Below are 17,922 nucleotides of genomic sequence, written 5' to 3'. Positions count from 1 at the left end.
TGCAACTTTATATTAAAGGAGATGAGTTCGAACCTATGTTGAAAAACAAAAGAGGACGAATGTTTACTGCATTTACGCTGACTGTTTCTATTATAGGAGGTACCTTGCTTACAGGCAGCAGCGCGTACGCCGCAGCAGAAGTAATTCAAGGAAGTGTGGCCGAAGTCCGTACATCAAGTGAAGCGATAGCCGAATGGGAGGCTTGGGCCAAAGATCATGCTTACAAGCTGGACACCATTCAGCCTGCGGACAGCAAGGCAGGGGCAGGACAGTTCAAGGACTTAGATATGCTGAAGCCTTTGCTTTATGATAAGCGAATTGTGTTTCTGGGGGAGAGTTCCCATGGCGTCAGTGAGTTTAACTTGGCAAAAACTCGGCTAATCCAATTCCTCCATCAGGAGATGGGGTACAATGTGCTGGCGTTTGAGAGCAGTTTGGGTAATACCTCACTGGCTTACGGCAAATCAGGTACCCAGAGCGCGGAGCAGACGATGAAAGATTCCATATTCGGTGTCTGGTGGACGAATGAGACGCTGCCATTATTCGAATATTTAAAAACAACCCAGAAGTCCGAACAGCCGTTGGCTTTTACCGGATTTGACATGCAGCTGCAGTCTCCCCTTCTGGATGGGGCTTGGTTGGAAGACGATAAGCTGGCCCTAAGGCTGCAAGAAGCAGAAGAGAAGCTATCGGAATTCTCTGCGGGAACGGATTTAAAAGCTTACCGGAAAGAGAAGAGTCAATTGATCCAGGTGTATAAGGATGTTCTGAAATCGACAAGATCAGAATCCAGCCAGGCATTACTGAAAAAGCTGTATCCTCACAATCCCCAGCTGCCTGTCCTTCTGGAGAGAAGTTTAAATGACCGGATTTCTGTTGCGAAGGAATATGTGGAAATATCCATTAAATCAAATACGGGCATGCCAGGGGGAGACTATACCTGGTTTCTTAAGTCGATGGAATGGCGTGATAAGGCCATGCTGGATAATCTGATGTGGCTAGCAACTGATGTATATCCAACTGAAAAGTTTATTGTTTGGGCGCATAATGACCATATCCGTAAAGCGCAAAGTGATGTGATGGGTTCACCATATCCTATTCAAATGATGGGTGAAATGCTTCCTGATGAATGGAAAACATACAGCTACGTGCTCGGACTGTACCCTGCAAGCGGAAAAACTGCGGATAACACAAGAAAAGTGCACGATGTACTCCCGTTGGAGCCTGGTTCTGTCGAATCGATTCTGTCAGCTGCAGGTGCACCTTATACATTCATTGATTTACGCTATCGTAACAACACGCGTGGAAACTCGTGGATGTTTGAGCCGCGATACACCTATAGCTGGGGCATGATTCCGGAAAGTCTGATTGCCCGTGATCAATATGATGGAATTCTGCTCATCGATGAGGTGAACCCACCTCAATACCTTAGTTCCTCCTCTTCCAAACCTGCAGAATAACTTTGTAAAATATTTCACAAATAAGCCTCAATATAACTCTCATTTTAGTTAAAAAATAAGATATGATGAAGTTGAGGAAAATATTAGGAGAAAATGATGTTTCCTCGACTAATCTGTATAGGGGATGGACTCTGTGAAAAAAGTATTCGTATTAGGTGGAACTGGATTTTTAGGTTATTTTACGATAAAAGAATTATTGAAACGCGGATATAAAGTATCCACTCTATCGTTACCTCCCATGCCGACAGAAGATCTTTTACCTAATGAAGTGGAGTGCAGGTTAGGAAACATCAATGAGATGACAGATGAAGAAGTTCTAGACTTGCTGAAAGGCGTGGATGGATTCGTATATGCCGCAGGAGCGGATGAACGTGTTGTACCGGATGCTCCGGCGGTGAAATTTTTCTATGAAGCGAATGTGCTGCCTACACAGCGCCTTGCCCGGTTAGCGAAGCAAGCGGGTGTAAAAAAATTCGTATTGTACGGCTCGTATTTTGCTCACTTTGCCGAAGTGTGGACGGATCTACCGCTGAAGGATAATGCTTATCCGCGCACTCGTTTGCTCCAAGAAGAGGTAGCATGCATGGAAGGTGAAGGTGCAATGGACGTTACAACGCTCCGTTTGCCTTATATTTTCGGCGTGATGCCAGGTCGAATGCCACTGTGGACGATGTTCGTGGATCGCGTTAAGGACCAAAAGGTTATTCCGGTTCTTGGTGGAGGGACAGCGATGGTAACTGCGCAGCAGGTGGCGGAAGCAACCATCGGAGCGATGGAGTATGGTGTGCATGGTGGGAAATACGCTATCTGCGGCATGAATATGAAGCATAGCGAATTTCACCAAATGGTGGCGGACGCGCTGGGCCAGACGGACAGCACCGTAACGGTGATGCCGCTAGAACAGATGAAGCCTGCTATGGAGAAACTGGATGCTGCAACTGCTGCAGCTGGTAAGGAGCATGGTATTCATATGAGTGTGGCTGTAGCTGCTCAGGACCGTGATGCCTATCTTGATCCAGCTGACACAATGCCAATTCTGAAATATAACGAAGACGATATTCGTGCATCGATTGTGGAAACACTACGTAAGTGTGTGCAAGGATAATTTCAACTAACATATATGTGATGAAGAAGAACCCGTGTGCTGGCACGGGTTCTTTGTTGTTGCAATCATGTATTAGAAGCACCCAAGGAGAAGAGTGGTTGTAATACCAATGCCATCTGAACGAATGCTCATGAACACTAATAATGGGTAAAGGACTGGGAGGGGAAATAAGTTGGAAATGGATCATACCCTAACTAATCTGCATAGGAGATGGACTTCATGAAGAATGTATTCGTATTAGGTGGGACTGGGTTCCTAGGTTATTTCACGGTTCAAGAATTATTGAAGAGAGGATATAAAGTATTAACGATATCACGGCATCCCATGCCAACAGAGGGTCTGTTACCTCCTGAAGTTGAGCATAGAGTAGGGAATATCAAGGATATGACAGATGAAGATATCATAGATATGCTAAGAGGCATGGATGGATTTGTATATGCAGCTGGAGCGGATGAACGGACGCTTCCTGAGGCTCCAGCGGTGAAATTTTTCTATGAAGAAAATGTACTGCCTACACAGCGTATAGCCAGGTTAGCGAAACGAGCAGGTGTGAAAAAGTTTGTATTACTGAGCTCGTACTTTGCACATTTTGCTGAGGAGTGGCCCGATATTCCCTTGAAGCATAATGCCTACCCTCGTTCTCGAATGCTGCAAGAGGAAATAGCATGTATGGAAGGCGAGGGGGGAATGGATGTTATGACGATCCGCTTACCTTATATTTTCGGCGTGATGCCAGGTCGAATGCCGCTGTGGACCATGTTTGTAGAACGGGTAAGAGGTCAAAAAGTTGTTCCCGTTCTGGGTGGAGGTACAGCGATGGTTACAGCGCGGCAGGTGGCGGAAGCGGCCATCGGGGCGCTGGAGTATGGTGAACATTGCGGCAAATATTCTATTTGTGGGATGAATATGAAATATAGCGAATTTTATCAAATGGTAGTGGATGCACTGGAACAAGAAGAGAGCACCGTCAAAGTTGTTCCTCTAGAGCAGATGAAGCCAGATATGGAGCGGATCGATTCAAAAAACGCCGAAGCGGGCAAAGAGCAGGGGGTTCATATGAGCATGATGGCAGAGATCCAAAACCGTGATGCCTATCTCAACCCCGCAGACACCATGCGAATCCTAAAATACAATGAAGATGATATTCGTGCCTCGATCAAGGAGACGCTTCAAAAGTGTATAGAAGGCTGAAGAAAGGACCCGTGCTTAGGTACGGGTTCTTTGCTGTGAAACTCAGAGCACAGGGGAAAGAGGAACGCATCATGTCATCGTTTGATGAGTGAAAAGTTACTTCGTCCTTTTTTGGAAAATTCAATATTGTGGACATTTCTATTGGATTATTTGCTACAATATGGAAGTATGAGAGAGGGTGATTGAAACTGAAGAGTAAAATTATATTTATTTCGGCCGCTATACTTGGGCTGATGCTCCTGCCTATTAATCATTTGGGGAACTCACTCGGTGATGATCTATTTCGATGGATTGGGGTATCTCCATGGACAAAAGAGAATAATAACGGGCTGCACTTACCGGTAGTAATCGGTTTTATATTATTGATATTTGGATCAATCGGCGTGGCAAACATCTACAAACCTCGTTATCCAAAAATCTCGAGCCGGCTTTTAATCGGCTATATCGTTTTTATTTATATTTTCCCCTTCTTGACGGAACAGATCTTCTTTCTTACGAAGTTTAATTCATCAGGTATTTCTTCGGTGGCTTTTTCTAAAAAAGACAGTGAGTGTAACTATTCTCCTGAAAATGAGCAGGTAAAAGCAGTTTGTACGCTTAATATATACAACTACGGTAAGCAGAAGTCAGTCACAATCCGGCCGATTATCAATCCGATGTATTCTCAGGTTGAGTTCAAGCCTAAGGAGGTTTCGCTAACTCCTCGATCCCAGAGAATTGTGAATGTAGTGTTTTATGGAGATCCGTTGGATGAGAGTAGCTCTCAAGGCTGGGTGAAAGAAATCGGAGCAGAAATCGAGGTAAATGGTGATAGGAAAACGTACAAATAGGGGGATTTAGATGATGAATCTGAACGGTAACAGATGGTTGATCTGGCAACTAGGTTTGAATGCTGTGTTATTATTTCTTTCCATTGTTATATTTGCGCTGCATCATGCTCGTTTCACACCGTCTAGTTTCGGATTTTTATATTTTCTCGCTATATTGTGTTACGCAGGCTTCGTTGTTGTTCTCATTACAGATCTAATTACATCGGCCACTAGACAGGTTCAAGGGCAAATTGTCCATAAGGAAGGTCGAACCATTCATATTAGTAGAACCGATGGGAAGCTGAAAAAGTATAAGGTTACGGTGCCTGAAGTGCTCCAGAGGCTTGAAAAAGGACAATTCGTAACGATGTCACTGAGCAAGCTTGCTCAAATTCCCCATTCAATCCACATTGTTGAGCCGCCGCCTCGTGAGCATGAAAACCTGCTTGAGGCACGGTAAGAGGGATGGGGGCTGCAGTTCGTTATGTAAGAATACTACTGCTGGCGCTTTCGTTGTTCTTCGTGTTCTTCTCCCCGGTGTCTGCAAAATGGGCATACCCTTTTGTCGTGAACGAAGGCAGTTTATTTGTTATTACAGAAGAGGTTGTAGACGAAGCCCTTCTTGGAGAAGTGGTCGGTAAAGTTACCAATCATTCAAGTGATGAGGCTGCTTACCATGGCGGTAACTTCTCTAATCAGTTTCCGAAAGGTACGAAATATTACGCGATTCAAGGGACTCCGAGTGAGGAAGCCATTGCAATTCGGACTAAAGAGGGTACATACATTAAAGCCATATATGAGGGTGAATACAATGGCGGAGATGAGTTTTATCTTGTTATTTTGAGATGGTTGTTGATTGCTATAGCGGTGATTGGCATTCCTGTCATGGTTACACGTCTAGTAAAGAGGCGTAAATCCTAGTCATTTTACATAAGAGGGGTGGAAGTCCTATTCATCGGCTTATCAATATACCGCTGCTCATGCTGTGGATGTCCTTACTAAACATCTCTTCCGTAAGCGCAAGCTGGGCCTATGAGTTTGTTGTCAACGATGGCAGGTCATTTATCGTCTCGGAAGAAGTCGTAAAAAAGACACTTGTAGGGGATGTGGTGGGAGAAGTTACATACCATTCCATGCAAGAGGGATCTTATAACGGTAACTTCTCAAATTCTTATCCAGTAGGAACGAAGTATTACGCTATCCAAGGATTATTGCCTAATGAAGCAATCGCTGTAAAATCGGATACAGGTGATTACTTGAAAGCCATCTATGATGGTGAATATGGTGGAAGTGATGATTCAATTCAGCCTAAACAGTATAGTCAAATAGCGGCTGATAATGGCAGAAAGGACTACAGTATTGTTCTTTTGTCCTTACTTTTGGCATCGTTTGTTGCGATGATTATTACGATCTCGGCTGCAGTTATTAAAAATCGAAGAGTATAGATTTGCAGTAAATTCTATCAAATTTCCAGTTAAAGCGAAGGAGTACATTTCTCTTTAGCGTCTGAGATGAATGAATGGCGTTATATATGAAGGAGGACATATTTTATGACCCAGTGGGAATATCGAACGGTTAAATATCAAACCGGTGGTTTTTTAGGTGGGAAAGTGAAAGAAGACGAGCTGGACGAATTATTGAACAAATATGGATATGAAGGCTGGGAACTGGTGTCATGTTTTGATACGAGTCAAACGCAGGGACAGTCGAGGGATGTCATTATGATATTCAAGCGGCAGGCCTACGTTGGAGCTTAAAGTTTAAAAGCTAAGGAGGAGATTTGGATGATTATTCGGGACACTGAACCGTATTTTGTTATGACTACGCAAGATGACCACGCGCATTTTTCAGGAGAAATAGCTCGGGGCTTCCGAGACGAATGGTTTTTGGACGAGAATTATAAGGATGACTGCTTGCTCGCTATTCGGGAGCATGACCGGAGCTGGATCCGGCTGGATGCCACGCCAGTATGGAATGACACCGCAACGTTTCCTTTTTCATTCATCGATCACCCGGTGCTGCCAAAGTTGGTTATGTATGAACTCGGGGTAGATGAAACAGAGGAGATGAGCGCATATGCTGCACTGCTCTGCAGCATGCACTATGCGTCATTCTTCAAGTCTATTCCGCAGGATGCTAAGTATGAAGCAGAGCTAGCATTTTATCACCGAGAGCTTGCTCGTCAGGCACGTCTGAAGGAGAAGCTGAACCACCCGGATGAAGTGATGATTAAAAGACACTTCCAGCTATTGCAATTATGTGACGATATTTCTTTATATGTCTGTATGAATCAGAAGGGTGTCTCGAAAGAGCAAGAGCATCCATGGTTTAAGCAAGGTTTTAATAGCTTGATAGAAGATCATAAATTTAATGCCGAATGGAGCAGCGAACATGAAGTTCAATTAACTCCTTCAATTCTGTTCGCACAAGAGTGGACGGCTACTTTACGATATAAAAATGTCCCCAAAAAGCGGGCGCATGAGATTGGAATCAATAAAGCTTATCAGGAATGTGATTGGACAGAGCTGAAGGTAACCTTTGTGTGAACTTGCTGTAGTAAATATCTACGCTGCTAAGGAGGACTTCATGACGTCATACCGAGGTTCGGATCAATACGATGAGAAAGCTTTTTTGGATAATTATTTGCAGCGGAGAAATTGGAATGAGAATGCTAATGACACACTCGAAAAGCCGATCATTTATGAAATGATGGGGGATGTGCAACGGCAATCGATACTGGATTTGGGCTGCGGTACAGCTATTTATGGTAATGAGCTGCTGGATTTGGGTGCTTTGCAATATACCGGGTTAGAAGGTTCTGCTCAGATGACCAAACTTGCGAGGCAGACGCTAAATAATCGGACCAATAGCCGTGTGATACATATGTTGTTAGAGGAATGGAACGCGCAGGAGACTGAATATGACAAGATCGTCTCAAGGCTTGTGCTGCACTATATTGAGGACATCGACAGACTGTTCGGCCGTGTATATCTTTCTTTAAAGCCAGGCGGTTATTTTGTGTTCTCGGTAGAGCATCCGGTTATGACATCCTCTTACGGTCTGACTAAGCCGGCGGGGCAGAAGCAGGACTGGACGGTAGATAATTACTTCATTACGGGCGACCGTGAACAGGAGTGGCTGGGAAGTACGGTGAAGAAGTTTCACCGGACGATCGAGGACTATTTTGGAGCGTTGAAGAGGGCAGGATTTCTGGTGGAAGAGGTCCGAGAATCGCGACCGGATGAACGATTCTTCAACAATCGGGAAACGTATGAACGAAGACAGAGAATTCCATTGTTTTTGATGATGAAAGGCTATAAAAGGAGGGGTTGTGAAGATAAAGCTGGTACTCCGTAACATAGGAGAGGAGTACCGGCTTTTTTTAGTACATAGAATTTCTTAGATCATAAGGAGCAGTAGATTGACACTCGGAAGCTTGAAGCCGTCAAGAATAGGAGGAGTGTGTGAGATGTCCATGATGGTAAGAATGCTATCGGAACAAGCTTACAAGGTGAACGGATTAAACATTCAGCATATACAAAATCAGAAATTCTGTGTATTTGATCTGGAAGCGACCGGCATTCAGGTAGAGACCGAGCGGATTATTCAGATCGGAGCGGTCTGTATGAATAAAGAAGGGCTGTTTCCGGAAGAAACCTTCAATACTTACGTTAAGCCAGCTAAGCCGATACCACAAGAGATTGAGACATTAACCGGCATATACAACGGTGATGTCGAACATGCACCGAGACTGAAGGAGGTATACGGATCTTTTTTAGATTTTGCGGATGGATGTATTCTTGTTACCCATGCAGGCTATGAGTTCGATCTACCGCTTCTTCAGCGGGAGTGTACCCGCCTTGGACTTACGGTTCCAGCCAATCCGTGCATCGATACCAAGGCATTGTTTACGTATCTTCATCCTGAAGTGCAGGACATTATCTCCACGGACTTTCTGCTGCATTACTATGGTCTGGACGGCAAAGGAATTCAAAGACATGATGCACTGGGAGACAGCCTACTGATCGGACAAATATTCCTAGAGATGCTTAGGGAGCTTGAGACTCGGAATATAGAGCACCTTGAATTTAACCAACCCCTCGTGGTCAAAAGATTTCAGCTTCCCCCATTAACCACAAAGCTTCAATCCAGCCAGTATTCCAAGCGTTTCCCTGCGCTTACCAGCCAGCAGCGAACTTTATTTTGGAGCATCATTGTTCTATTTCTGATTACGACTGCGCTCACCGGCCTGGTGGATATGATGACCTTTCGTCTAAATTGGAGTGGACATATATCGGGCAATGGAAACCCAGCCTTGTTAGTAGTGTTTATGTTGGTTCCCTTATATATGGTTCTTCTTTGTCTGGTAGGCATAGCCTCGTGGAGTTTCTTCCATGAGAAGATGAGAGACGGCTGGTATTCTAGTGGAAGCCTAGTCTTTTTGATCATAATGGCCGGGGTACTAGCATTGTTTGCATATGGATACTATATTCAAATCTTTAACAAGCTGGGCGGAGGACCTGATAATACGGATTCGGCCATTTTTCGTTTTGGACATTGGAATCAGTACACTAATACAGCTTACATCAACATTCTGACATACAGTCTGGGGCTGGTATTTTCCATGATCGCAGGTTATGCAGCAGCATTGGTAACGCGGAGGAAAGTCCGTTTTGAACAATCCATAAAAAAGAATTCGTAAAACAAATCCCCCGTGTCCATGTTCAAGGATACAGGGGATTTGGTATGTACTTCTAAGGATTGCCTCGGTTTATCTTAAATCCAACCCTTCTCCTCAGCGAGGGCAATGGCTTCAATCCGATTCTTGGCTCCGAGCTTCCCTAGCACTTCAGACATATAGTTGCGAACAGTTCCGTAGGACAGATGCAGCGTAGAGGCGATTTCACTTGAACTTTTTCCTGCAGCTGCTAGCTTTAGAATCTCACGTTCTCGCTCCGTCAGTGGATTGATGTCGCGTACTGTGCCAAAGACTAGCTCTGGCGACACCTCGCGTCTTCCTTCCATGACGCGCCTGATGGCTTCCGCTAAGCGTTCACTTGGCTCATCCTTGAGCAGGTAGCCCTGAGCGCCAGCCTGGACAGCACGCTCGAAGTAACCGGGACGGGCAAAGGTGGTGAGAATTATGATTCGGCATGGACTTTGCATCTGCTGCACTTCCTCCGCAACTTCAAGACCGCTCATTAGCGGCATTTCAATATCAAGCAGGCAAACGTCAGGCTTCAGCTGGGCAATGAGGGCGAGCGCTTCTTTACCATCTCCCGCTTGACCCACAACCTCAATGTCCTCCTCAAAATCCAGCAACAGAGCCAGCGCACCACGCAGCATGCGCTGGTCCTCGGCGATCAACACGCGGATGCTCAACTGACTTCATCCTCCTTCCGGTTCGTAATGACAATTGGCACTCGTACGGTGAGGAGGGTTCCTTTTGCCGCCGAGATTCTCATCGTCCCATCAACTAAGGCCAGTCGCTCAGCCATACCTTTTAGTCCATTTTTCTCTCTTGGTTGATTTCCCATATCGAACGAAGCCAAAGCTCCATTATCCTTTACCGACAGCTGCCACTCACCTTCGGTTTGCTCGAAGCTAATGTGACATTGTGAAGCGCCGCTGTGCTTCACAACGTTCGTTACTGCTTCTCGAAGGCAGAGGCTGAGAATGTTATGTGCAGTATCAGGAATGCCTTCAAACCGCGGATTACCTTCATGCGTCAGCTCAATATCCGCGCTTCGCAGAATGACCTGGGCTTCCTTTAATTCTTCAATAAGAGTCGCCGTCCGCATGTCGGATACGAGTTCGCGAACTTGGCGCAAGGCAGCACGAGAGGTATTCTGTATCTCACGAGCTTCAAGTCGCGCCTGCTCGACATTAACGTCAACGAGTTTCTCCACGAGCTGGCTCTTAAGTGTGATAAGTGAGAGGGTGTGGCCGAGGGTATCGTGTAAATCCCTTGCAATTCGCATCCGTTCTTCGCCTTTAATGAGATTATGAATTTGTTCATTCGCTTGCGCGAGCTTCTTCTCCAGCTCCTGCCGGCTGATCATGGACCGTATGCCGAAAGGAGACAACAGCATGATGACCAGGAAGGGAAACGTATATAAGAGATCAGAATTCCAGATTTCTTTTAAATGGTATACAAGCGGGGATATCTCAACCACAACGAACAATAAATAGGCTGTCATGAATTTCTTTTTGTCTGTATACCAGCCGATAAAATTAGCTGTGAAAAAGCCCATTAACAAGTAAGAGCTGCTATAGCCCAAGCAGAATATAAGAATAATGAGCATTTGGAGCAGGAGCCAAGGGAAGAAAGAGCGTTTCCCCTCAGCGAAGTATAGCTGTCTATAGGTCACAAAAAACAATCCTACCATCGCATACCCAATATAAAGCTTCCAGCCTGTTTCATAAGAAATTAAATTATAGATTGGCAAGCTTAGATAAACGAGCCACAAATATGGGAAGAACCCTAAATGACGCGGAAACATTTGAAACTGAAACCTCTTCATCCACCATCATCCTTACGCTGCTTGTTGTTTTTTTCGAATATAGGTGGATATTACCATAAACAACACTAAATATCCTGCTAATAATAGAATCGATTTTAATTCTGGCATGTTACCACGGATGATCTCCCAACCTCCGCTTGCAAAATGATATGAAGGCAGCCACTCCCCAATCACTCGAAGGAATGAAGGCAGGATTTCCATCGGCATCCACATGCCGCCCATGATCGCAAGCGCTAAATAGATGCCGTTGCTAACACCACTCGCTGTTTCCACGCGCTTCATCGCTCCTACCAGTGTACCAACAGCAAGGAATGGGGCAGAGGCAAGCATGATCCACAGCCCGCTTGTAATCCATTGCCAGGCAGGCATATGAACACCATTAATTAGATAGCCCGCAGCAAAAATTACGATAATGGAGAGCAGATGCATGACAGACTGTCCGAACATCTTCCCCATAAAATATACGCTTCCCGGAAGCGGCGTTACTCTCATATAGACAGACCAGCCTAAGGTCCGTTCCTGTACGAGCCTAATGCCCATGGACATAATAGCCGAACCCATGACACTGAAAGTTGTCATTGAAATCAAGTAATGCGCCTGCCATATAGATGCATCCGGCATTCCGGTATCGACAACCCGAGTGAAGATGAAATAGAACAAGATCGGCATAGCTAGGGACCAGAATATGAAATACGGATTGCGCACAATACGCAGCAGCTCCATTTTGCATTGTAGAGTAATCAGTCGTCCTGTCATGATTATACGGCCTCCTCTTGTCTTTGGGTCAGCTGATCAAAAGCCTCATCCAGACTGCCCTGTTCTACTTTTACATCACGGACCGCGAGCTCTTCGCGGAAGATGACTCCAAGCACCTGATCCGTATTCACTGTCACCACATGCAGCCTGCCCTCGAGCTCAAATATTTCCGTTACACCAGTGAGTTGATACAGGCGCTCCTTAATGATGCTCTGATCAGCTTCCACTACAAAAGAGACCAAACGCCGCGTCAGCTTGGCTTTAATGTCCCCGGGCTTACCGTCTGCGGCCACGGTGCCGTTGTGAAACAGAATGATTCGGTCCGCCATATCGTCTGCTTCCTGCAGATAGTGGGTGGTGAAGAGGATGGTCTTGCCCTGATTAGCCATTTGTCTGACGGTTCGCCAGAACAGACGGCGGGCAGTCGTGTCCAAGCCGACTGTAGGTTCATCGAAAAATAACAGTTCCGGATTACCGGCAAGTGCCAGTGCGAAACTCAGTTTCCTTTTCTGTCCGCCAGACATCTTGGTTGCTCGCTTATTCAGCTCTTCCTCTGTCAGCCCCGTCAGCTGAATCAGCTCTGTCATCTCCATAGGATTGGGATAATAGCCGCGAATAAGCGTGATGATCTCTCGAGCTTTTAGCCCATCCATAACACTGACCTCTTGCAGCATCGCTCCAATCCTTTCCTTAACTTGACGATCCTTAGGATTTCGGCCGAACAGCCGGACATCTCCCGCGGTAGGGTCGCTTAGTCCAAGCATCATCGATATTGCCGTTGTTTTGCCTGCTCCATTAGGGCCTAGAATCGCCGTGATAGAACCTTTCTCAATGCTGAATGAAATATGATTTACTGCTTTTTTGGCTCCGTATGTTTTTGTGACTTGCATAAGCTCCACGATGGGGCTGCTAACTTGGTTGGCCATGATCCCCGCACCTCCACTTGATTTCTTTGGTTTTATCTTATCGTTAGCAGGACTTGGTAGTTAGTAAATGTTGTCATGAGTTCGAGATGACAATTGTCATGAATGAGCATGAATCGATTCCAGTCTGAGCAAAATAAAAGCGCCGCTGACGGCACAATTCGGATATTTCCGTTTATACCCTGCCAAATAGTGTAATTACCTTATATACGTTTATAGATGTCCGGTATATATCCCGATATATCACCGGGCATTTTTATAAGAACAGGAGGCGAAAGCAGATGTATGAGGATTTGAGGGGGAAATCTGTAATTGTCACAGGGGCATCGTCAGGGATCGGCAAAGCCATTGCTTTAAGGTTTGGCCGTGAGCAGGCTCATGTTGTTCTGAATTACAACAGTAACAACAAGCCTATTCAGGCCATGGTTGAAGAGATTGAGTCTTATGGAGGCAAAGCGGTCGGCGTTCAGGGGGATGTGTCTGAGGAAGAAAGTGTGCAGGCTCTTATTCAGGCAGCGCATGACAACTTCGGTTCACTTGATGTCATGGTCAACAACGCTGGTATTGAAAATGAAGTTCCTTCGGAAAAGTTGTCTCTTGAGGATTGGAAAAAAGTTATCGACGTGAACTTAACAGGAGCCTTTCTTGGCTCGCGAGAAGCGATTAATTATATGTTGGAGAATGATATCAAAGGGACGGTTATTAATATGTCGAGCGTGCACGAAGTCATTCCATGGCCTCATTTCGTGCACTATGCCGCAAGCAAGGGCGGGGTGAAGCTTATGACAGAGACCTTGGCGCTTGAATTCGCACCTAAGGGGATACGGGTGAACAATATCGGACCAGGTGCGATTTATACGCCGATTAATGAAGAGAAATTTCAAGATCCTGAAGCCCGGGCGAGTGTGGAGTCCATGATTCCGATGGGGTACATCGGTAAGCCGGAAGAAATCGCGTCCGTTGCAGCCTGGCTTGCCTCGTCGGAAGCCAGCTACGTCACGGGCATCACCCTCTTCGCTGATGGCGGCATGACGAAGTACCCGTCGTTCCAGGGAGGCCGGGGATAGATCGTAGGATTTGCTACAACTAGACAGGAAAGGAGCATACAGGTGAAAAAGGCTTGGTGGAAAGAAAGCGTAGTGTATCAGATTTACCCGATTAGCTTTAAAGATTCGGATGGCGACGGCATAGGAGATCTGCGCGGCGTTATATCTAAACTGGATTATTTACAGTACTTAGGCGTCAATGTTATATGGCTGTGTCCGATCTATAAATCACCGGGCCATGATAACGGTTATGACATCAGTGATTACTGCGCCATCAAGGAACAATTCGGAACAATGGAGGATTTTGATGAGCTTCTTGCAGAAGCACATAAACGGGATATGAAAATTATGATGGATCTCGTGCTGAATCATACATCAGACGAGCATCCGTGGTTTCTGGAATCGAGGTCATCCAAAGATAATCCGAAACGTGACTATTATATATGGCGTAAGGGCAAAAATGGCCTATATCCAAACAACTGGGAGTCTTATTTCAGCGGTTCTGTATGGGAGTATGACGCGAAGACAGATGAATTCTACATGCATCTTTATGCCAAGCAGCAGCCGGATCTGAACTGGGAGAACGAGGCGATGGTCGAGGAATTGTACAAAATGATCCGCTGGTGGCTCGCTAAAGGCGTGGATGGATTCCGTTTTGACGCCATAGCACATATTGTGAAAGCTGTAGGGCTGCCGGATGCCGATAACCCGGATAACCTGCCAGTAGTACAGGCATATCAGTTCTTTTCTAACCTGGATAAAGTGCATGATATGCTCAAAAAGTTGAATGAGCAGGTTCTGTTCGAGTTTGACATAATGACGGTTGGCGAGACATCAGGTCTTGGGCCAGAGCAGGCACTTGATTATGTAGGTGAGGATCGCAATGAGCTGGATATGGTGTTCCAATTCGAGCATATGTACCTGGATGCCGGCTCCAGTGGTACAGGAAAATGGGACATCCGCTCTTGGACACTGCTCGAATTGAAGAAAATCATGAGCAGCTGGCAGACCGTACTGCACGGCAGAGGATGGAACGCGAACTATTTGAGCAATCATGACCAGCCAAGGCCGGTATCGCGGTTCGGTAATGATGGAGAGTACCGAGAAGAGTCTGCCAAAATGTTGGCGACATTTATGCATATGCTGCAAGGAACTCCTTATATTTATCAAGGTGAAGAGATCGGCATGACTAACGTGGTATTTGACTCTATTGACGACTACCGGGATGTTGAGACCTTGAACTACTATGAGCAATCGAGACTCAGAGGGCAGCCGGAGGAAGTCACAATGAACGCTATTCACAAGAAAAGCCGTGATAATGCGCGTACACCTATGCAGTGGGACGATGGTCCAAATGCCGGCTTTACAGAAGGTGAACCTTGGATCAAGGTGAACAAGAACTACAAGGACGTTAATGTGAAGCAGGCGCTGGCCGATCCGAATTCTATTTTTCACTATTATCGGAAGCTGATCTCGATCCGGAAGCAATGCGAGGCAATCGTCTATGGGGACTATACGCTGCTGCTCCCGCTGGATACGGAGATTTACGCGTTTGTGCGGAGTGTTGAGCATGAGAAGCTACTGGTGATATTGAACTTTTTTGATAAGACGCCTGTGTTCGATTGGCCGGAGGATTTAAGAACAGATGAGAAGAAGCTGATGATCTCGAATTACGAACCTGCTGAGGGGGAAGATGTATATCACTTAACCTTAAGACCGTACGAGGCGAGGGTATATTTGCTTGAAGGGGATTGCGTGAAGCCTTGATCGGCCGAAAGAGGAATGCAAATGTCATGTGAAACAATTTCCATACTATGGAGTAGTCCCTGTACCGAATAGCTTTCAGCTCTGCTTCCGACTTCGGGGAGCGGGGCTTTTTATCTGATCTTTAAGAGTAATGGATATTCTATGATTTACAATTTTATGTAATATAGAAAGAATGGATTATACGAATGTCAGTAAGTGAACACGCTATCATTTTCTGTGCTAGTCTGATTACAAAGTTTGGATGGTTGGAAGCGCTGGAAGCTGTGTTTATAAGGCTTTTATGGTGTTGCAAGAGGGCACTTCCTACCCTCGCCTTCTCTTGACCGATGGGGTGCCTTCAATTATAGTTGGTACAGTAGGAGCATTCTATTATAGAAGGAAAAAGGTGGCTTTTAACATGTCTGAGAACATCTACGTTGGTGTCGATTTAGGCGGAACCGCGATCAAAGTCGGAATCTGCAATCAAGAGGGTCAGCTACTACAAACATATGAGGGACCGACGGAAACGTCCAAGGGCGTTGATACGGTAATCGGCAACATTGAGAAGTATGTACGTCACATTGTGGAGCAATCCCCATATAGCTGGGATCAGCTTGCGGGTGTGGGAGCAGGTGTTGCGGGCTTTACGAATATCCGCGAAGGAATCATTATTTTGGCACCTAACGTAGGTTTTAAAGATGTGCCAATTCGTGCACTGCTTGAGGAACGACTTGGTAAGCCAGTTAAAATAGATAACGATGCAAACGTCGCTGCTTTGGGTGAAGCTTGGAGCGGTGCAGGGCGCGGTGTTGACAATTGTGTCTGCTACACACTCGGTACAGGAGTTGGCGGCGGTATTATTGTGAACGGAAAGATTTATCAAGGATCTGCCGGCATGGCTGGAGAGCTGGGACATATTACGGTTGTTCCTGACTTGGAAGCAATCCAATGCGGATGTGGCAAAATGGGATGTCTTGAGACCGTTTCTTCGGCAACAGGCATTATTCGTATGGCAAAGGACGCTGTTGAGCGTGGAGATCGCACTTCCTTAGCTCTTGTAGGCAATATTGCTGCTAAAGAAGTGTTTGATGCGGCAAAAGCAGGAGACGAAGTGGCACTGCGTATTGTAAAACGTGCTGCCTATTACCTCGGAAAATCCATGGCGTCTGTTGCGGCTGTATTAAACCCGGAAGTGTTTATTATTGGCGGCGGTGTTTCTAAAGCTGGCGATATTCTGTTTGATGAAGTTCGCGCCGTGTTTACCAAATTGACACCAGAACCACTGCAGCGTGGTGTGCGTATCGTTGCTGCAGAGCTTGGCAATGACGCTGGAGTCGTGGGTGCAGCGGGTCTGCATCTCCGTTCTTAATTCACCTAAATGGCTGTGACTTAAACTTATAAGGGAGGGGAAGCTGATGCTGGAAGCAGCGGATCGCGGCACCACAACATCAATGGCCACCCTAATCATCATTACCGGTATGTCGGGAGCCGGCAAGACTTTGGCCGTACAAAGCCTGGAGGATCTCGGATTCTTCTGTGTCGATAACCTGCCACCTGTTCTCATTCCTAAATTTGCGGAGCTGATTGAACAGTCCAAGGGTAAGATTGGTAAGGTTGCGCTGGTCATCGACCTGCGTGGTCGTGAATTCTTCACTGCATTATCAGAATCACTCAATTATATTAAGGATCATTTCACCATCCATAGTGAAATTTTGTTCTTGGATGCTACGGATTCGGTACTCGTTCAGCGCTATAAAGAAAGCCGGCGGCGTCATCCGCTGGCTCCTGAGGGAATGCCACTTGATGGAATTCGCTTGGAGCGTAAGATGCTGGATGAGTTGAAAAATTCGGCGACACAGGTTATCGATACGAGCAGTATGAAGCCAGCTAGGCTTAAAGAGAAAATTATTTCTCGGTTTACCCATTTGGAAACCAATACATTGTCGGTGAACATTACATCTTTTGGATTCAAATATGGAATTCCGATTGACGCTGACCTGGTATTTGATGTTCGCTTTTTACCTAATCCCCACTATGTGGAGCATCTGCGGCCAAATACAGGACAAAACAGCGATGTATATGAATATGTAATGAAATGGCCAGAAACCCAGTCATTTTTGACCAAGTTACTTGATATGCTTCATTTTCTTATTCCGCAGTATCGGAAAGAAGGGAAAAGCCAAGTTATTATTGGTATTGGTTGTACTGGCGGTAAGCACCGTTCCGTGGCCATTGCAGAATATCTTGGCAAGATGCTTGGCGTAAGTGAAACAGAATCTGTATCGGTCAGCCACCGCGATTCTGAACGGGATCGGCACTAATAGAGGGAAGTGATAAACGTGGCTGAACAAGCTAGGAAGCG

Annotated in this window: 19 protein-coding genes; 15 read left to right on the top strand and 4 right to left on the bottom strand. The window is 45.8% G+C overall.

Annotation, left to right across the window (positions count from 1 at the left end):
* Window positions 1-35 precede the first annotated feature (35 nt).
* The 11 genes from ACFQV5_RS09820 (at window position 36) to ACFQV5_RS09770 (ending at window position 9,267) form a co-directional block, all read left to right on the top strand.
* Window positions 36-1,460 carry an erythromycin esterase family protein gene (locus ACFQV5_RS09820; RefSeq protein WP_379246215.1) on the top strand — a complete coding sequence of 475 codons (1,425 nt, stop codon included), beginning with the start codon at window positions 36-38 and terminating at the stop codon, window positions 1,458-1,460.
* 133 nt (window positions 1,461-1,593) lie between these two features.
* Window positions 1,594-2,565, top strand: coding sequence for an NAD-dependent epimerase/dehydratase family protein (locus ACFQV5_RS09815; protein WP_379246132.1), 972 nt, complete (start codon window positions 1,594-1,596; stop codon window positions 2,563-2,565).
* Between the two features lie 219 nt (window positions 2,566-2,784).
* The gene (locus ACFQV5_RS09810; protein ID WP_379246129.1) at window positions 2,785-3,756 is read left to right on the top strand and encodes an NAD-dependent epimerase/dehydratase family protein; all 972 of its coding nucleotides are present in this window, start codon (window positions 2,785-2,787) and stop codon (window positions 3,754-3,756) included.
* A 182-nt stretch (window positions 3,757-3,938) separates the two neighbouring features.
* Window positions 3,939-4,586 carry a hypothetical protein gene (locus ACFQV5_RS09805; RefSeq protein ID WP_379246126.1) on the top strand — a complete coding sequence of 216 codons (648 nt, stop codon included), beginning with the start codon at window positions 3,939-3,941 and terminating at the stop codon, window positions 4,584-4,586.
* A gap of 10 nt (window positions 4,587-4,596) precedes the next feature.
* Window positions 4,597-5,025, top strand: coding sequence for a hypothetical protein (locus ACFQV5_RS09800; protein WP_379246124.1), 429 nt, complete (start codon window positions 4,597-4,599; stop codon window positions 5,023-5,025).
* Between the two features lie 5 nt (window positions 5,026-5,030).
* A complete protein-coding gene (locus ACFQV5_RS09795; RefSeq protein WP_379246122.1) occupies window positions 5,031-5,486 on the top strand; it encodes a hypothetical protein in 456 nt (151 codons plus the stop codon).
* 59 nt (window positions 5,487-5,545) lie between these two features.
* Entirely contained in the window at window positions 5,546-6,010 is a 465-nt protein-coding gene (locus ACFQV5_RS09790; protein ID WP_379246120.1) for a hypothetical protein, read from the top strand.
* Between the two features lie 105 nt (window positions 6,011-6,115).
* Window positions 6,116-6,322, top strand: coding sequence for a DUF4177 domain-containing protein (locus tag ACFQV5_RS09785; RefSeq protein ID WP_379246118.1), 207 nt, complete (start codon window positions 6,116-6,118; stop codon window positions 6,320-6,322).
* A gap of 27 nt (window positions 6,323-6,349) precedes the next feature.
* Window positions 6,350-7,111 (top strand): DUF3891 family protein, encoded by a 762-nt coding sequence (locus tag ACFQV5_RS09780; protein WP_379246116.1) that lies wholly within the window; start codon window positions 6,350-6,352, stop codon window positions 7,109-7,111.
* Between the two features lie 40 nt (window positions 7,112-7,151).
* The gene (locus ACFQV5_RS09775; protein WP_379246114.1) at window positions 7,152-7,922 is read left to right on the top strand and encodes a class I SAM-dependent DNA methyltransferase; all 771 of its coding nucleotides are present in this window, start codon (window positions 7,152-7,154) and stop codon (window positions 7,920-7,922) included.
* Between the two features lie 112 nt (window positions 7,923-8,034).
* Window positions 8,035-9,267 (top strand): 3'-5' exonuclease, encoded by a 1,233-nt coding sequence (locus tag ACFQV5_RS09770; protein WP_379246112.1) that lies wholly within the window; start codon window positions 8,035-8,037, stop codon window positions 9,265-9,267.
* Between the two features lie 74 nt (window positions 9,268-9,341).
* Here the strand turns inward: ACFQV5_RS09770 and ACFQV5_RS09765 are convergent, their stop codons facing one another.
* The 4 genes from ACFQV5_RS09765 to ACFQV5_RS09750 are packed head-to-tail and all read right to left on the bottom strand — an operon-like array spanning window position 9,342 to window position 12,771.
* Entirely contained in the window at window positions 9,342-9,911 is a 570-nt protein-coding gene (locus tag ACFQV5_RS09765; RefSeq protein ID WP_379246213.1) for a response regulator, read from the bottom strand.
* 32 nt (window positions 9,912-9,943) lie between these two features.
* Complete coding sequence (locus ACFQV5_RS09760; protein ID WP_379246110.1) at window positions 9,944-11,089, bottom strand: sensor histidine kinase; 1,146 nt, start codon at window positions 11,087-11,089, stop codon at window positions 9,944-9,946.
* A 12-nt stretch (window positions 11,090-11,101) separates the two neighbouring features.
* Entirely contained in the window at window positions 11,102-11,845 is a 744-nt protein-coding gene (locus tag ACFQV5_RS09755; RefSeq protein ID WP_379246108.1) for an ABC transporter permease, read from the bottom strand.
* 2 nt (window positions 11,846-11,847) lie between these two features.
* The gene (locus ACFQV5_RS09750; protein WP_379246106.1) at window positions 11,848-12,771 is read right to left on the bottom strand and encodes an ABC transporter ATP-binding protein; all 924 of its coding nucleotides are present in this window, start codon (window positions 12,769-12,771) and stop codon (window positions 11,848-11,850) included.
* 278 nt (window positions 12,772-13,049) lie between these two features.
* Here ACFQV5_RS09750 and ACFQV5_RS09745 point away from each other — a divergent pair, with 278 nt between their 5' ends.
* From ACFQV5_RS09745 to rapZ, 4 genes are all read left to right on the top strand, one after another.
* Window positions 13,050-13,835 (top strand): glucose-1-dehydrogenase, encoded by a 786-nt coding sequence (locus ACFQV5_RS09745; protein WP_379246104.1) that lies wholly within the window; start codon window positions 13,050-13,052, stop codon window positions 13,833-13,835.
* Between the two features lie 42 nt (window positions 13,836-13,877).
* The gene (locus tag ACFQV5_RS09740) at window positions 13,878-15,581 is read left to right on the top strand and encodes a glycoside hydrolase family 13 protein (protein ID WP_379246102.1); all 1,704 of its coding nucleotides are present in this window, start codon (window positions 13,878-13,880) and stop codon (window positions 15,579-15,581) included.
* A 397-nt stretch (window positions 15,582-15,978) separates the two neighbouring features.
* Window positions 15,979-16,929, top strand: coding sequence for an ROK family glucokinase (locus tag ACFQV5_RS09735; RefSeq protein ID WP_379246100.1), 951 nt, complete (start codon window positions 15,979-15,981; stop codon window positions 16,927-16,929).
* 46 nt (window positions 16,930-16,975) lie between these two features.
* Window positions 16,976-17,881 carry an RNase adapter RapZ gene (rapZ, locus tag ACFQV5_RS09730; protein WP_379246098.1) on the top strand — a complete coding sequence of 302 codons (906 nt, stop codon included), beginning with the start codon at window positions 16,976-16,978 and terminating at the stop codon, window positions 17,879-17,881.
* The last annotated feature ends 41 nt before the right edge of the window (window positions 17,882-17,922 follow it).

Origin of the sequence: Paenibacillus sp. GCM10028914, assembly GCF_042666275.1 — a bacterium.
In the GTDB taxonomy this organism is placed as follows: Bacteria; Bacillota; Bacilli; order Paenibacillales; family Paenibacillaceae; genus Paenibacillus_AQ.
The sequence above is the reverse complement of the archived record's forward strand: the minus strand, read 5'-3'. Positions and strand labels throughout refer to the sequence as shown.